Below are 13,739 nucleotides of genomic sequence, written 5' to 3'. Positions count from 1 at the left end.
TGGGGTCCTCAGAATCTCAGCCGACGCTCACTCGGGAGACCGGCAACCGGCCGGGTCGAGCGCCGGCGGGGCCGAGTCGGAGGGCGTGACGTCGGGTGTGGTGGTCGCACCGGCCCCACCGAGAGCGGTGGTGGCACCGGCGGTCGGGCTTGCGCTGCCAACCCCGTTGGGGGGCGGCGACGCGTCGAGGCTCGGGCTGCCGTTCGGGGTCGGCGTCGAACCGATCGCCGGCGGCGTGGGGGTGGGCGTGCTGCTCGCGATGATGCTCGGGTCGAGCGGGCAGAGCGGCTTCAGGTTGGGGTTGTTCGGCGTGTCGCTGGTCAGCTCGGCGAGCTGACGCTCGGCGTCCGGCTCACTCTTGGCGCGGATGCCGACCTTGACGGTGTCCTGCGCGGCGACCGTGAGGTCGTCCAGGCGGGTGCCGCTGCGGCGGTGCACGCTGGACAGGTCCATCCCGGCGATCTGACCCTGGACGCCACGGAAGACGGCGACCTGGCCTTCTTCGGTGGCTCCCACGTAGTACTGCCGCTGGGTGTACGTCCAACCGCCGAACGCCGCACCGCCGACGATCACCAGCAGGGCCAACGCCATGGCGGCGGTCCGGACCGGGCGTCGCTTCGGCCGGTCCGCGTCGTCGTCGTCGGAGGCCACCGGCTCCTCCGGCGCGGCCGGGCGCGGCGCGGAGAGCGCGGAGGCTCGGGCGGCCGGGGTCGAGTCGTCGGCGGAGGTCGCCATGCCCCGGTCCCGGGCGGCGGCGCCGCCCACGATCGGGGTCGCCTCGACGATGTCCTGATCCGTGGCGTCGGCGATGATCACCGTGATGTTGTCCGGCCCACCGCCGCGCAGCGCGAGCTGCACCAGCCGCTCGACGCACTGCTGCGGGTCGGTGTACTCCCGCATGGTCTCACCGATGGTCTCGGCGCTGACCACGCCCGAGAGGCCGTCGCTGCAGATCAGGTACCGGTCGCCGGGCATGACCTGGCGCACCGAGTATTCCGGGTCGATGTCCCGGCCGTCGAGGGCGCGGGTGAGCAGCGACCGCTGCGGGTGACTGCTCGCCTCCTCGGCGCTGATCCGACCTTCGTCGACGAGCATCTGGACGTACGTGTCGTCCTTGGTGATCTGCGCGAACTCGCCGTTGCGCAGCAGATAGGCCCGCGAGTCGCCAATGTGGACCATTCCCAGCTTGGTGCCGGTGAAGAGGGTCGCCGTCAGCGTGGTGCCCATCCCCTCCAGCTGTGGGTTGGCGTCCACCGTGTCGCGGAGTTGTTGGTTGGCGGTGCCCACGGCCGAACGCAGCGCATCGACGAGAGCGTCCCCCGGGACGTCCTCGTCGAGCGGCGCCATGGCACCGATGACGATGTTGCTGGCGACGTCACCGGCGGCCATACCGCCCATGCCGTCGGCAACGGCGAGTAACCGCGGCCCGGCGTAGACGGAGTCTTGATTGCCGTCTCGGATCAGACCGCGGTCGCTGTGGGCCGCATAGCGCAGGGTCAGAGTCATGGCCGTAATTCGAGGGAAGTGCGGCCGATCCGGATCGGCACGCCGAGGGGGACGGGGGTTGGTCCGGAGACCTTAGCGCGATCGAGGTATGTGCCGTTAGTCGAACCAAGGTCCTCGACGTACCACTGCCCGTCACGCGGCACGAGCCGGGCGTGTCGCGCGGAGGCGTAGTCGTCGGTGATGACCAGGGTGGAGTCCTCAGCCCGACCGATGGTGATCTGCGCTTCACCGAGAGTGATCCTGGTGCCGGCCAGTTGACCGGCAGTCACCACCAGCTGGTGCGCCGCCCTGCCCCGCTTCACCTTCGCCGGCTTGGCCGCCTGCCCCGTCGAGGCGCCCACCGCGCGCGGCGCGGCCACCAGGCGACCGGACCGGGCGCCCGCGAAGAGGTCCCGGCGGATCACACCGACCACCGTGAACACGAAGATCCACAGCAGGATCAGGAATCCGAACCGGGCAACGGTGATGACCAGTTCCGGCAAGGCGGGTCAGCCGTCCACGCGGAAGGTCAGCGTCGTCGTGCCGAGCTGGACCATGTCACCGGGGTTGAGCGCGACCGCGGAGACCCGCTGCCCGTTCACCATGGTGCCGTTGGTCGAACCCAGATCGGTCAGCACGACCTGGCCCCCGTCGAAATCCAGCCGGGCGTGTCGCCGGGAGATGCCGACGTCGGGCAGGCGCAGGTTGGCCTGGTCGCCGCGACCGATCACCGTCGACCCCATCTGGAGGGGGTAGGTGCGACCGTCGCCGGAGACCAGCCGCACGTTGCGACCGCCACCGTGCCCGGGCGGCGGGCCGTAGCCACCACCCTGGTCGTACGCGGGGTAGGCGGGCGGGCCGGCGTCGTAGCCGGGTGCCGACACCGGGGCGACCTCGCCGCCGGTGTAGACCTCGGCCGTGACACGGAACATGCCCGTGTCCAGACCCTCGCCTCGCTCGATCTCGACGATCACGTCGCCGTAGACCGTCCACGCCTGCTCGCCGATGAACTCCGCCTGCGACTGGGCCAACTCCTGGGCCAGCGCGGCGGCGTACGGCGCCAGCCGACTGTGGTCGAACGGCGAGAGATCGATCACGTAGCGGTTGGGCACCAACGTGCGCCCACCGGCCAGGATCGCCTTGTGCGCCTCGGCCTCCCGCTGCATGGCGTTGAGGATCTCCACGGGGTGGACCACCCCTTTGAAGACCTTGGCGAAGGCCCCTTCGACCAGGCCTTCCAGACGCTTCTCGAAGCGTTGCAGCACGCTCACCGGCTCCTCCTCGGGTCCCGAGGACATGATGGTATCCGGCCGGCGCGCGCGCAGCTCACACGCCGCTCGGCCGGCTGCTCTCGGCCCGTTCGGAAGGGCCGGGACTGTCGTGCTAATCTTTCGTCCGCCACGAACGGTAATCGCTCGTGGCGAGCGCCAGGGACAGCGTAGTATTCCCGGGGCCCGTTGGAGACAGCGGGGCCGGGGCGGCTACAGTGTTCCGGGTCGTGCCACGGGGATGTGGCGGAATGGCAGACGCGCACGGTTCAGGTCCGTGTGCCCGAAAGGGCGTGGGGGTTCAACTCCCCCCATCCCCACCACCGACGAGGGCTCCGCTTTGCGGGGCCCTTCCGTCATATGGGGCTGTGCCGGACGTCACGCTATGCTCCGATGGATTCTGCCTCCGATGGACCAGGAGTGGCGTGTGAGTGTCGCGTTGGTGACAGGGTCGGGTGGCCTGATCGGCTCCGAGGCGGTCCGGCATTTCGCCGGCCTCGGTCTGGATGTCGTCGGCATCGACAACGACATGCGCCGGTACTTCTTCGGCGAGGACGGCTCCACCTCGTGGAGCCTGGAACGCCTCAGCCGTGACCTGGGTAGCGCGTACACCCACTTCGCGGTCGACATCCGGGACCGCGACGGCCTGGAGCAGGTGTTCAAGAAGTACGGCTCGGACATCGCCGTGGTGATCCACAGCGCTGCGCAGCCGAGCCACGACTGGGCGGCCAAGGAGCCGTACACGGACTTCGACGTGAACGCCGGCGGCACGCTCAACATGCTGGAGAACACCCGCCGCCACGCGATCGACGCACCGTTCATCCACTGCTCGACCAACAAGGTCTACGGTGACCGGCCCAACGGCCTGCCGCTCAGGGAGCTGGAGACCCGGTACGAGCTGCCCGAGGATCACCACTGGTACCAGGGCATCACCGAAGAGATGTCGATCGACCACTCGCTGCACTCGGTCTTCGGCGCCTCCAAGGTCGCCGCGGACGTGATGGTCCAGGAGTACGGGCGCTACTTCGACATGAAGACCGCCTGCTTCCGGGGCGGCACGCTGACCGGTCCGGCGCACTCCGCGGCTGAGCTGCACGGGTTCCTGGCCTATCTGATGCGCTGCGTCATGGAGGGCCGGACGTACAACCTGTTCGGCTACAAGGGCAAGATGGTCCGGGACGCGATCCACTCGCACGACGTGCTGACCGCGTTCGAGGCGTTCTTCCGGGCCCCGCGATCCGCCGAGGTCTACAACCTCGGCGGCGGCCGGCACTCCAACACCTCGCACATCGAGGCGTTCCGGATCGCGGAGGAGATCACCGGCCGCGAGGCGCGGATCAACTACGTCGAGCAGAACCGCACCGGCGACCACCAGTGGTACGTCAGCAGCATGGCCCGGTTCGAGGCGCAGTACCCGGACTGGAAGATCACCTACGACGTGCCGATGATCCTGCGCGAGATCTACGAGGCCAACGTGGACAAGTGGGTTGCCCAGTCATGAGCGCCCGGACCAAGCGCAACGTGCTCGGCGTCCTGGTCGACGCGACCGACTACGCCACGGCGACCGACGCCGTGGTCACCGCGGCGCACGAGCGGCGTCCCCTGGCGTTGACCGCGCTTGCCGTGCACGGGGTGATGACCGGGGTGCTCGACCCGGCACACAACGCCCGGCTCAACTCCTTCGACGTGGTCACCCCGGACGGGCAGCCGGTGCGGTGGGCGCTCAACCTGCTGCACCACGCCGGGCTCAGCGACCGGGTGTACGGGCCGACCCTGACCCTGCACGTGCTGTCGCGCTTCGCCGACGAGGGGCTGCCGGTCTACCTGTACGGCTCGACCGAGGAGACCCTCGCCCGGTTGATCCCGGCCCTGGAACGGATGTTCCCCGCGCTGAAGATCGCCGGGGTGGAGCCGTCCAAGTTCCGTGCCGTCCAGCCCGGCGAGGACGCCGAGATCGCCGACCGGATCCGGTCCAGCGGTGCCCGGCTGGTCCTGGTCGGGCTCGGCTGCCCGCGCCAGGAGGTCTTCGCGTACGCCATGCGGCCACTGCTCGACATGCCGCTGATGGCGGTCGGCGCGGCCTTCGACTACCACGCCGGGCTGCTGCGCCAGCCTCCACCGTGGATGCAGCGTGCCGGCCTGGAGTGGTTCTGGCGTCTCGGTCTGGAGCCGAAGCGGCTCTGGCGTCGCTACGTCATCCTCAACCCGGCCTACCTGAGCCGGCTCGCCGCGCAGAAGATCGGCCTGTGGAAGGCCACCCCGCCGGCACCGGCCAGCGAGCGGCCGGCCACCTTCTCGGTCTGAGCCCGATCCGTACGACGCGAGGCCCCACCCGGCGCACCGGGGTGGGGCCTCGGTCGTGCGAGGCCGGTCAGACGGTCAGGGTCCAGGTGTTGAGGTAGCCGGTGTCGGCCGCGTAGACGTCCCGCACCTGAAGTCGCCAGATGCCGTCGGCCGCCTCACCGGAGACGTTGACCGTGTACGTGGTGTTCACGTTGTCGGCGCTGTCCGAGCTGCTGTTGTTCTTCAACCGGTACGAGCTGCCGTCCGGGGCGAGCAGATCGATGACCAGGTCACCGCGGTAGGTGTGCACGATGTTCACCGCCACGGTGGAGGCCGAGGAGGCGTTGCGACCGCAGCCGGAGATGGTGATCGAGCTGGTCACCGCCGAGCCGGCGTCCGGGATCGACACGTCGGTGCCGTTGGTGCCGGTGCAGCCGGTGGGCGGCGGCGGGGTGCTGCCGGTGCCCACGTAGAGCAGCAGGTTCGGCGAGCCCGAGCCAGGGCTGCCCACCACGTTGGGGGTCGCGTTGGCCACCAACTGGTTGCGGACCTGAGCCGGGGTCCAGCTCGGGTTGGCGCTGGCCACCAGGGCCGCCGCTCCGACCACGTGCGGCGTGGCCATCGAGGTGCCGCTGATCGTGTTGGTCGCGGTGTTGCTGGTGTACCAGGCCGAGGTGATCGACGAGCCGGGCGCGAAGATGTCCAGGCAGGTGCCGATGTTGGAGAACGACGACCGGGCGTCCGAGCTGGTCGTCGAGCCCACCGTGATGGCTTCCGTGGTCCGCGCCGGCGAGGTGTTGCAGGCGTTCGCGCCGTAGTCGTTGCCGGCCGCCAGGCCGTACGTGACGCCCGAGGCGATCGAGTTGCGGACGGCGTTGTCCAGTGAGCTGTTCGCGCCACCGCCGAGGCTCATGTTCGCCACCGCCGGCTTGATCGCGTTCTGGGTGACCCAGTCGACGCCGGCGATCACGCCAGCGTTGGTGCCGCTGCCGGAGCAGTTCAGCACCCGTACGCCGACGAGTTGGACGCCCTTGGCCACCCCGTACGCGGACCCACCGACGGTGCCGGCCACGTGCGTGCCGTGTCCGTTGCAGTCGTCGGCCGATCCGCCGTCCACCGCGTCGTAGCCGGAGGTGGCCCGGCCGCCGAAGTCGTTGTGGGAGAACCGGATGCCGGTGTCGATGATGTAGGCGTGCACGTTGCTCGCCGTGTTCGGGTAGGTGTAGGAGCTGTCCAACGGCAGGTTGCGCTGGTCGATCCGGTCGAGGCCCCAGGAGGGCGGGTTGGTCTGCGTTCCGGAGATCGAGACGGTGTGGTTCTGCTCGACGTACGCCACCGCCGGGTCGGCCGCGATGCGGGCGGCCGCGCTCGCGCTCACCTTGACCTCGAAGCCGCGCAGCGCCGCACCGTAGGTGCGGGCCACCGTGCCGCCGTGGCGGCCGGAGAGCCGCTTCGCGGTGTCGCCGACCCGGTCCCGGGCCACGGCGCTGTCCTTGAGTACGACGATGTAGCTGTCCGGCACGGCGGTGGCGCCGCCGGCGGCCCGAACCACACCCACGGGTTCGGCGGCCAGGGCTGGGGTGCCGACGGCCAGCACGGTGGCCGCGGCCACCCCGATCAGCACGGACCTTCGTGGAAGACCCATCTCCTACCTCCCTCTGACCGGTGGTGGAACGTGACCACCGGTCCCAACATCAATCGACACTCGCCGATCTAGCTGAGGGTAAATCAGCCGTCGTGCAGTTGGACATGCCGAAACGTCCATACCTTCAAGTGATGACCCCTACGGGCCCAGCGTCCGGGGCGAGCGGGGGACGGGCCCGGATTCGCCTCGCCGGGATTCGGGAAAGACTTTCGAACATGGAGAGTCAGCTCACCATCCTGCTCCCGGTCGCCGCCGTCTGGCTGGCCGCCGGTGTCGTCGCAGACGGGCTTCCCCGACTGGGCAACACCCGCACGCTGCGTCGGCGTACCGGAGGGTTGCTGGCATTGGTCCTCACCGGCGTGGCGCTCACCGCGGCCGTACTCGGCGGGGGGCTGCTCAGCGCCGGCACCGCGCCGGTGGACCGGGCCGCCGCCGGGCTCACCCTGGCCGCCGCTCCGGCGCTCGTGGCGACGATCTGTTCCGTACGACGGATCCGCCGGCTGCGGGCCGGTGCGGGCGCGTTCGCCAGCGCCCCCGCCACACCCGCACCGCACGGGCTGCGCGCCGCCGCGGCCCACCCGCTCGTCGGGCTGCCACTCCAGGTCACCGCCCTGGCCACGGTGCCGGCGGTGATCGCGGCGGCCGGCACCGACCTCGGAGCCGACCCCGGTGTCACCGGGCCGGCGATCACCGTGGGCGCGCTCGCGGTGCTCGCCATCGGGGTCCGGCACGCACTCCGCCACAACCGCCTCGCCGAGCAGGCTCAGCCCACCCCACCGTCAACGCGGACGGTTGGCGCTCTGCACGTATAGCAACTCCAGGATCGACCTGGTCGCCTCGAACCAGCGGTCCAGCCAGTCCTGTGAGGGCACGGTGCCCTTCGGTGGCAACTCCATCAGCAGGCCACGCAGCAACGGGTGGTCAGCCAGGGACTCCGGCGGCTCCATCGGCCAGCCCGTCGGCGGGAACGACGGTTCGATCAGCGGGTTCGGGTCCAGTGACGGCAGCGAGAGCGGATGATCCGTCGTCTCGGCAGCACCCTCCCGCCCGCTCGACTCCTGGTCGGTCGAGACCACCTCGGTCAGAACCGTGTCCCGACGAGCGCCGCGGTACTTGCCACCGAACCGCTCCGGCTTGCCCGGACCGGTGGTGAGATTGTCTGAACCGATCGTCGTCATCCGTCTCGCCTACTCGCTCGGTTGCGGGTCGGTGCGGCGGGTCGTCGACCAGCGCCGTACCGACCGGTTCAACGAGACGGGGGCGCTGTGGCGACGGGAATCCCGACGGAACCTCGCCGACCACCGGCGCGGCGCGACCGCCGGCCGCGCCTTCCGTCCGGGTGACACGACGAAGTCCCCGTCCGGCGAACCGGACGGGGACTCCACTGACCACTCGGTCAGACCGCGCCGAACACACCACCCCGGGTGCCGGCGACGAAGGCGTGCCAGTCACCCGGTGCGAAGACCAGGGCGGGGCCCGCCTTGTCCTTCGAGTCCCGCACTCCGACCGCCCCCGTCACGTACGCCACCTCCACGCAGTTGTCACAGTTCGGCCCGCTCTTCGAGCTCTTGAACCATGCTGCCTGCGTCAGGTCCACGGGGAACCTTTTGGTCGCCATTTCCACAACGGCTCCTCTGCCAGTTTTGCGATGTGTGCGACGGACTCCTCCGGACGTATGGCCGCAGCGCGGATGTGATCGAAGATGAAGCTGTACTTCTGTAGTTCGTCGCTCTTCTCCAGGAAGAGCCCACCCGTGGCGTTCTCCGCGTACACAACATCCGGATCACCGGGCTCAGGGAAGCTGAGGATCGTGAACGTGCCGTCCATGCCGGCGTGCGCACCCACCTCGAAAGGCAGGATCTGCAGCGTCACGTTCGGCAACTCGGCCACCTCGACCAACCTCCTGAGTTGGCCGCGCATCACCTCGTCCCCGCCCACCGGCCGACTTACCACCGCCTCATCGAGCACCACCCACAGATCGACCGGATCGTCCTGGGTCAATAACGACTGACGGCCCAGACGGACACGCACTCTCTGGTGCACCTGATCGGCGGTGAAGTCCGGCCGCGCGGCGCGGATCATGGCACCGGCGTACTCCTCGGTCTCCAGAAGGCCCGGAACGACCTGCTGTTCGTACGCCCGGATCGAGCTCGCCGCCGCCTCCAGCCCGACGTACGCGCCGACGAGCACCGTGCTGTAGGGGTGCCACCAGCCTTTCTGGCGGGCCTCCCGGGCGATCTGCACGAGCTCGTCGCTCTCGGCGCCGACCACGCCGTAGATCCGCAACATGTCCCGCACGTCGCGGGGGGTGGCCGTGGTGTGGCCGGTCTCGATCCGGGACACCTTCGACGCCGAGCACTCCAACTGTTCGGCGACCACTTCGATGGTGATGCCGGCGGACTCCCGCTGGCGGCGTAGCTCGGCCCCGAGCCGCCGCCGTCTGATGGTGGGACTGCGCCGTTCACTCATCGCGCAACCCGTGAGTCACTGGTCCCCGCCGCTGGCTGCTCGACCCCACTCGGGCTACCTCCGGTAACGCGCCACTGGGTGACACCCGCCGGGGGCGCGATCGTCGACCGGCGAGCGTTCGCGACAAGGGATGGTCCCGGTCCTCGGCCGGCCGCGACGGGCGAAACCGGCCCTCAGTGTGCCGTCCGTACGCGGATGGCTTCAATAGGCCTTTCGCGCGACACGCTCACGTATCGGCAAAAGTCGACGTGCAACTTGCATGAAGCACGTCCCTGATGCACTCTGTCCGTATGGCACGGATCACTCAGCGTCTTCGCTTGATCCCTCGGAGTGGTGACCCCACCGATCCGGGGCGGCCGGGCAGGACGCGGGCCCGGCCGGCGACAACGAGACCTGCTCCGGGGTAAGGACCCCGCCGCTGCAAGCCGGCAAGCTGCGGCGGCGGGCGCGGTTCCCGGAAGCAACCGGGTGGTGGTCGGGTGGCGGCACGCCACCAGCGGGGTACGGCCCGACCACCGCCATCCGCACCACCGGTTCACGAGGCACGACCCCGTCGCCGGCCGAGACGTCCCCCGTTCAGGCACCGCCGGCGCACGCCGGCCGACCCTCCCCAGGAGCCCATGTGCTTCCCCGCACCGGTGACGTACTGCACGTGACTCGCGCGGCGAGTGTCCAGTTCCTCAGGCCGATCAAGTTCCGGGTGATCCGGGTGCTCGACTGGCCGACCTATGACGGCTGGCTCTGGCTCGACGGCTACGAGTTGAACGCCGCGGGCGACGCGGTCACCCGACGGTCGATCTTCGTCCAGCGGGAAGGGCTGCAACAGCTGCAGGCCGCCCCCGAACCCCGCCCACACACCGTGCGGGCCCGCCGCCCGGTCGCGCGTACCCCGGTCCGGGTGGGCTGACCGACCCGATCCGCCGCCGGTGGGCGTGCCGTCGCCATAGAATTGGTACGCCCACCCCGGCACCGTTCCACCCGCTCGTCCAGGACCCTGACCCTGGGATGGTCATGGTCAATCAGCCCGCCCTGCGGCGGCACCACCGCTCCCGTATCGCCTACGCCTTCGGACTCCTCGCCCTCCTCGGGGCGATGACGACACTCCTGGTCCTCGTCCGCGACCCGGCAATGTCGTCCACCCGGCTGACCACACCGGTGCCCGCACCGGAGATCACCGTGCTCGACCCTGACTCACCGACAGGCGACGGCCAGTCGGTGTACGACGGGCCCGACTGGATCGACACCTACGCCCCGACCGACCAGGCCGGCGGCACCGACCCGACCGACGCGGTATCCGGCCTGGGTGCCGGCGGCCAGGCCGCCGGCCGTCAGGAACTCACCGAAGCAGCCCCGACCGGGCAGAGCGACGCGGACATCCGCCGCTCCCTGTTCTGGTCCGGCATCTTCGGCCTCGCCATCTCGCTGGCCGGCGTCGGCCTCGTCAGCACCCGCCGCAGAATGTGGTGACCGGCGGTCACGACGTGCTGGTCACCGTGGGGCTCGGCGTGGTCGGGCTCGTCCCGGCCGGCGGCTGGGCCTGCGCGATGATCAGCAACACCTCGTCGTCGGTCGACACCGATGTGCCCGCCTCCGGCTCGGTGCCCACCACGGTCCCCGGCGGCAGCTCCGACGGGCGGTACACCACCCGGTAGGTCAGGCCGAGCCGCGCCAACAGCCCTTCGGCGGTCGCCTGCGGCAGGCCGGTGAGCGGTGGCACCGGCACCTCGTCCGGCGTACTCGTGGTCGCCGGGCTGCTGGGCGACTCACTGGTGGGCGACGCCGACGTGGGGGCTGCGCTGGTCGGCGGGGCGGTGGGGGCACTGGTCGGCGGAAGTGACGGGGTGGGCCCCGGGTCGTCCCGGTCGTCATCCTGCTGGCCGCGCAGAACCCAGAGCGCGCCCCCGAGCAGACCGGCGAGGAGCAACGCCAGTACGCCCCACAGAATCGGCAACCACCACCGCCGACCACCCTGCTCCTCGATGTACCACTCGCTGGAGGGGTCATCCGGTCGGGGCGAGCGCACCTCGGCCCGCCCGGACCACGGCGGCGGTATCGGTGCCGTGTCATCCGGGTCGGTGCCGGCTGGCGTCGACCCCGGCCGGTCCGCAGCGGGTTCCGTCGGCTCCGGCCGATCGCCAGCGGGGGGCGGCAGGGGGCGGGTCCGGTCGTCGTCGTGCTCGCCGGCGGGAGGCTCCTGGCGGTCGTCGCTCATCGCACGTCCTTTCCCGAACCCGGACGGGCGTCATGGCCCTCGACCGCCAACCTAGTCGCCCACCCGGCCATCGCTGGGGATCAGCGTGTCGAGCCGCGCCGGTTGTCGGCGAGCCAGAGCGGCGGGGTACGACGCGGATGGCCGCGCGGCTGCCGACGGCGCCGGCAGGCCCGAACCGGCCGGCGAGGAATCAGGGCGTGGGCTTCGTGGTCGGCTGCTCGACGGAATCCGCCCCACACCAGATGCTGACCTGGTCGTTCCACCGGGCCGGGCCGTCCTCGGCGGGCTCCTGTCGGCTGACCTTCCCACTGCGCCCGCTGGCGTAGCGCGGGTAGAGGCCCTCGTCGACCAACTCGTCGGCGGCGTCGGCGCAGCTCTTGCCCACCACGTCCGGCACCTCGGCGGCCGGTGCCGGCCCGGCGACCTGTAGTTGGACAGTCGTCCCCCGGACGACCTCGGTGCCCACCTCCGGGGTGGTGCCCTCGACCGTACGCCCGACCCCGCCACCGAAGACCAGCCGCCAACCCAACCGCTGCTTACGCAGCATCTCCCGGGCCTGCTCGAAGTCGGTGCCGATCACCGGCGGCACGGTCAGGCCGGCCCCCTTGGTCGAGGTGACGGAGGGCTGGACGGCCGACGGCGTCGGTCGTCCACTGCTCGGTCGGGGGGCGGTGGCCCGGCTGGTCGGCACGCCAGTCGTGGTCGCGATGGCCAGCGGATCAGCAGAGGGTGTGTCGTCCTCGCCGGCCAGCACCCAGCCGCTGGTCGCACCGACGGCGGCGAGCAGCACCGCCGCCAACCCGCCACCGAGCACGACGCTGGCCCGGCTCGCACCACCACCGGCGGCATTCTGCTGCCCCGTGTCCGTGTCCGTCATAACGCCCACCGCCTCATCACCGGCGACCGTACCGCCCGCCGCCCAATCCGCCGCACTGCGGGCCGTTACGACTCGCCGCGCCGACGACGGGACGCTACGCTGCCCGGCATGGCCAGACAGGGCTGGGGAGTATCGATCGCGACGGCGATCGGGATCGCCGCCGGCGCGGGTGCCGCACAACTGGGCTTCGGCTACGGGCTCGGCGTCATCACGTGGACGCCCACCGATGCCGGTGTGACCGACGCAGCCTGGGCGGACGGCCTCGCCTGGGCCACCTGGCTCGCCGCCAGCTCGACCGTCCTCGGCGCGGTCTGCGCGCAGCGGCTCCACCAACGGAGCGCCCCAACCACGACCGTGGTCCCGCCGGAGCACGACCCCCAGGTTGATGGGCGGCCACCGACGACCGACACCGCACCGCCGAAGGTGACGGACACCTCACCGCGAGTGGCCGAGGTGCCACTTCCCGACCGGGGTGGCCTGCTGCGGCGGGTGGCCCTGGCGCTCGCCGCCGGGGTGGGCGGGCTGGTCACGGTGTTGCTGATCGCCGTACCCGCGCGGGTCGCGACCGGCGCGGACACCGGCGCACCGCAGCGGACGGCCGCCATCCAGGCGACGCTGGGCATCCTGATCGGCGTCCTCATCGCGATCTGGGCGCTTCGCTCCCGAGCCGCCGCGGTCAACGTGACCGCGACAGCCGCCTGGCTCTGGTTGCTCGCGGTGATTTCGGTGATCGACGGGGTACGCGTCGGACGAGGGCTGACCGGCGCGCAACTCGGTACCTGGCAGTTCGAGCCGGACCACGCCCGGTACTGGATCGGAGGCCAGCTCTACTGGCCCGGCGCGCTGCTGGCACTGGTTCCCGCGCTGCTGATCGGTGTCCTGGCCGCCCGGAGGGCCGCCCGTTCGGGTGGGCACCGGGTGGGTGCGGCGGCCTCCGGCGCGGTCGGCCCGCTGCTCGTCGCGCTCGCCTACCTGACCACCCTGCCGCACTGGTCGACGTTGGGCCCCGCGCAGCTCTCCACCCAGCTGATCGCCCCGTACGCGGTGATCGCCGGCATCGGCGGCTCGGTGCTGGCCGCCCTCCTCGGCGCGCGAGCCGAGCGGAACCGTTCGGGCAAGTGGGACCGTTCGGGCGAGCGGGAGGTGGTTGCTCGGGACACCGCAGCCGACCCGGCCGCCGCGACCGAACCCGAGTCGCCGATCACCGGCTCGACGACCGGAACCACAGCCGCGACGGCCGGAACCGCCGCCGCGACGGCCGGAACCGCCGCGCGCCGCCGCAGGACCGAGTCCCCGGCGCAGACACCCGGGCCGGGCTCCTCGTCGGGCGAGACCGCCGCCGCACCGCAGGTGCCCGCACCGCGTACCGACCCGGACCGCACGGTTCCGCCCCGCCCCACCGAGGCCGCGACGGAGGCCCCAACTCCAGCCACCCGACGCGCCCGACCACCCCGCCGCACCCCCACCACCGACTAAACCCGCCCCTCTCCCTCTCCGACT

Annotated in this window: 15 protein-coding genes and 1 tRNA gene; 7 read left to right on the top strand and 9 right to left on the bottom strand. The window is 71.1% G+C overall.

Annotated features, from left to right (window positions below; all coding sequences use genetic code 11):
• Positions 1-27: 27 nt before the first annotated feature.
• From EV382_RS25655 to EV382_RS25645, 3 genes are read right to left on the bottom strand one after another with little or no spacing between them, the layout of a single operon-like run.
• Positions 28-1,506 carry a PP2C family protein-serine/threonine phosphatase gene (locus tag EV382_RS25655; RefSeq protein WP_130405943.1) on the bottom strand — a complete coding sequence of 493 codons (1,479 nt, stop codon included), beginning with the start codon at positions 1,504-1,506 and terminating at the stop codon, positions 28-30.
• On the bottom strand, positions 1,503-1,988 hold the full coding sequence (locus EV382_RS25650) for an FHA domain-containing protein FhaB/FipA (protein ID WP_030331975.1): 486 nt from the start codon (positions 1,986-1,988) through the stop codon (positions 1,503-1,505). Before EV382_RS25650 ends, EV382_RS25655 begins: the two co-directional genes overlap by 4 nt.
• A gap of 6 nt (positions 1,989-1,994) precedes the next feature.
• On the bottom strand, positions 1,995-2,783 hold the full coding sequence (locus EV382_RS25645) for an FhaA domain-containing protein (RefSeq protein WP_007454122.1): 789 nt from the start codon (positions 2,781-2,783) through the stop codon (positions 1,995-1,997).
• A gap of 207 nt (positions 2,784-2,990) precedes the next feature.
• Between EV382_RS25645 and EV382_RS25640 the strand changes: the two genes are divergently transcribed.
• From EV382_RS25640 to EV382_RS25630, 3 genes are all read left to right on the top strand, one after another.
• Positions 2,991-3,076: transfer RNA gene (locus EV382_RS25640), tRNA-Leu, on the top strand.
• Positions 3,077-3,138: 62 nt separating this feature from the next.
• A complete protein-coding gene (locus EV382_RS25635; protein WP_208758498.1) occupies positions 3,139-4,254 on the top strand; it encodes an NAD-dependent epimerase/dehydratase family protein in 1,116 nt (371 codons plus the stop codon).
• Entirely contained in the window at positions 4,251-5,057 is an 807-nt protein-coding gene (locus EV382_RS25630) for a WecB/TagA/CpsF family glycosyltransferase (RefSeq protein ID WP_130405939.1), read from the top strand. The genes EV382_RS25635 and EV382_RS25630 overlap by 4 nt, the downstream gene beginning before the upstream one ends.
• Positions 5,058-5,124: 67 nt before the next feature.
• Here the strand turns inward: EV382_RS25630 and EV382_RS25625 are convergent, their stop codons facing one another.
• Positions 5,125-6,681 (bottom strand): S8 family peptidase, encoded by a 1,557-nt coding sequence (locus EV382_RS25625; RefSeq protein WP_130405937.1) that lies wholly within the window; start codon positions 6,679-6,681, stop codon positions 5,125-5,127.
• A gap of 215 nt (positions 6,682-6,896) precedes the next feature.
• Between EV382_RS25625 and EV382_RS25620 the strand changes: the two genes are divergently transcribed.
• Positions 6,897-7,493: a hypothetical protein gene (locus tag EV382_RS25620; RefSeq protein ID WP_130405935.1), complete on the top strand. Its 597-nt coding sequence runs from the start codon at positions 6,897-6,899 to the stop codon at positions 7,491-7,493.
• Here EV382_RS25620 and EV382_RS25615 read toward each other — a convergent pair.
• The 3 genes from EV382_RS25615 to EV382_RS25605 all read right to left on the bottom strand — a co-directional run bounded on the left by EV382_RS25615 (position 7,461) and on the right by EV382_RS25605 (position 9,150).
• On the bottom strand, positions 7,461-7,859 hold the full coding sequence (locus EV382_RS25615; RefSeq protein ID WP_130405933.1) for a hypothetical protein: 399 nt from the start codon (positions 7,857-7,859) through the stop codon (positions 7,461-7,463). The two genes, EV382_RS25620 and EV382_RS25615, sit on opposite strands and share 33 nt — an antisense overlap.
• A gap of 218 nt (positions 7,860-8,077) precedes the next feature.
• Entirely contained in the window at positions 8,078-8,299 is a 222-nt protein-coding gene (locus tag EV382_RS25610) for a DUF397 domain-containing protein (protein ID WP_130405931.1), read from the bottom strand.
• Positions 8,269-9,150: a helix-turn-helix domain-containing protein gene (locus EV382_RS25605; RefSeq protein ID WP_130405929.1), complete on the bottom strand. Its 882-nt coding sequence runs from the start codon at positions 9,148-9,150 to the stop codon at positions 8,269-8,271. The genes EV382_RS25610 and EV382_RS25605 overlap by 31 nt, the downstream gene beginning before the upstream one ends.
• A gap of 622 nt (positions 9,151-9,772) precedes the next feature.
• Here EV382_RS25605 and EV382_RS25600 point away from each other — a divergent pair.
• Both EV382_RS25600 and EV382_RS25595 read left to right on the top strand, forming a co-directional pair.
• Positions 9,773-10,057: a hypothetical protein gene (locus EV382_RS25600; protein ID WP_124775688.1), complete on the top strand. Its 285-nt coding sequence runs from the start codon at positions 9,773-9,775 to the stop codon at positions 10,055-10,057.
• A gap of 98 nt (positions 10,058-10,155) precedes the next feature.
• On the top strand, positions 10,156-10,617 hold the full coding sequence (locus EV382_RS25595) for a hypothetical protein (RefSeq protein WP_130405927.1): 462 nt from the start codon (positions 10,156-10,158) through the stop codon (positions 10,615-10,617).
• A 7-nt stretch (positions 10,618-10,624) separates the two neighbouring features.
• Here the strand turns inward: EV382_RS25595 and EV382_RS25590 are convergent, their stop codons facing one another.
• Both EV382_RS25590 and EV382_RS25585 read right to left on the bottom strand, forming a co-directional pair.
• On the bottom strand, positions 10,625-11,362 hold the full coding sequence (locus EV382_RS25590; protein WP_130405925.1) for a PASTA domain-containing protein: 738 nt from the start codon (positions 11,360-11,362) through the stop codon (positions 10,625-10,627).
• Between the two features lie 190 nt (positions 11,363-11,552).
• Positions 11,553-12,239 carry a PASTA domain-containing protein gene (locus EV382_RS25585; protein WP_130405923.1) on the bottom strand — a complete coding sequence of 229 codons (687 nt, stop codon included), beginning with the start codon at positions 12,237-12,239 and terminating at the stop codon, positions 11,553-11,555.
• 108 nt (positions 12,240-12,347) lie between these two features.
• Between EV382_RS25585 and EV382_RS25580 the strand changes: the two genes are divergently transcribed.
• The gene (locus EV382_RS25580) at positions 12,348-13,715 is read left to right on the top strand and encodes a hypothetical protein (RefSeq protein ID WP_208758497.1); all 1,368 of its coding nucleotides are present in this window, start codon (positions 12,348-12,350) and stop codon (positions 13,713-13,715) included.
• Positions 13,716-13,739: the final 24 nt, after the last annotated feature.

The organism is Micromonospora violae (assembly GCF_004217135.1).
Lineage (GTDB): Bacteria > Actinomycetota > Actinomycetes > Mycobacteriales > Micromonosporaceae > Micromonospora > Micromonospora violae.
The sequence above is the reverse complement of the archived record's forward strand: the minus strand, read 5'-3'. Positions and strand labels throughout refer to the sequence as shown.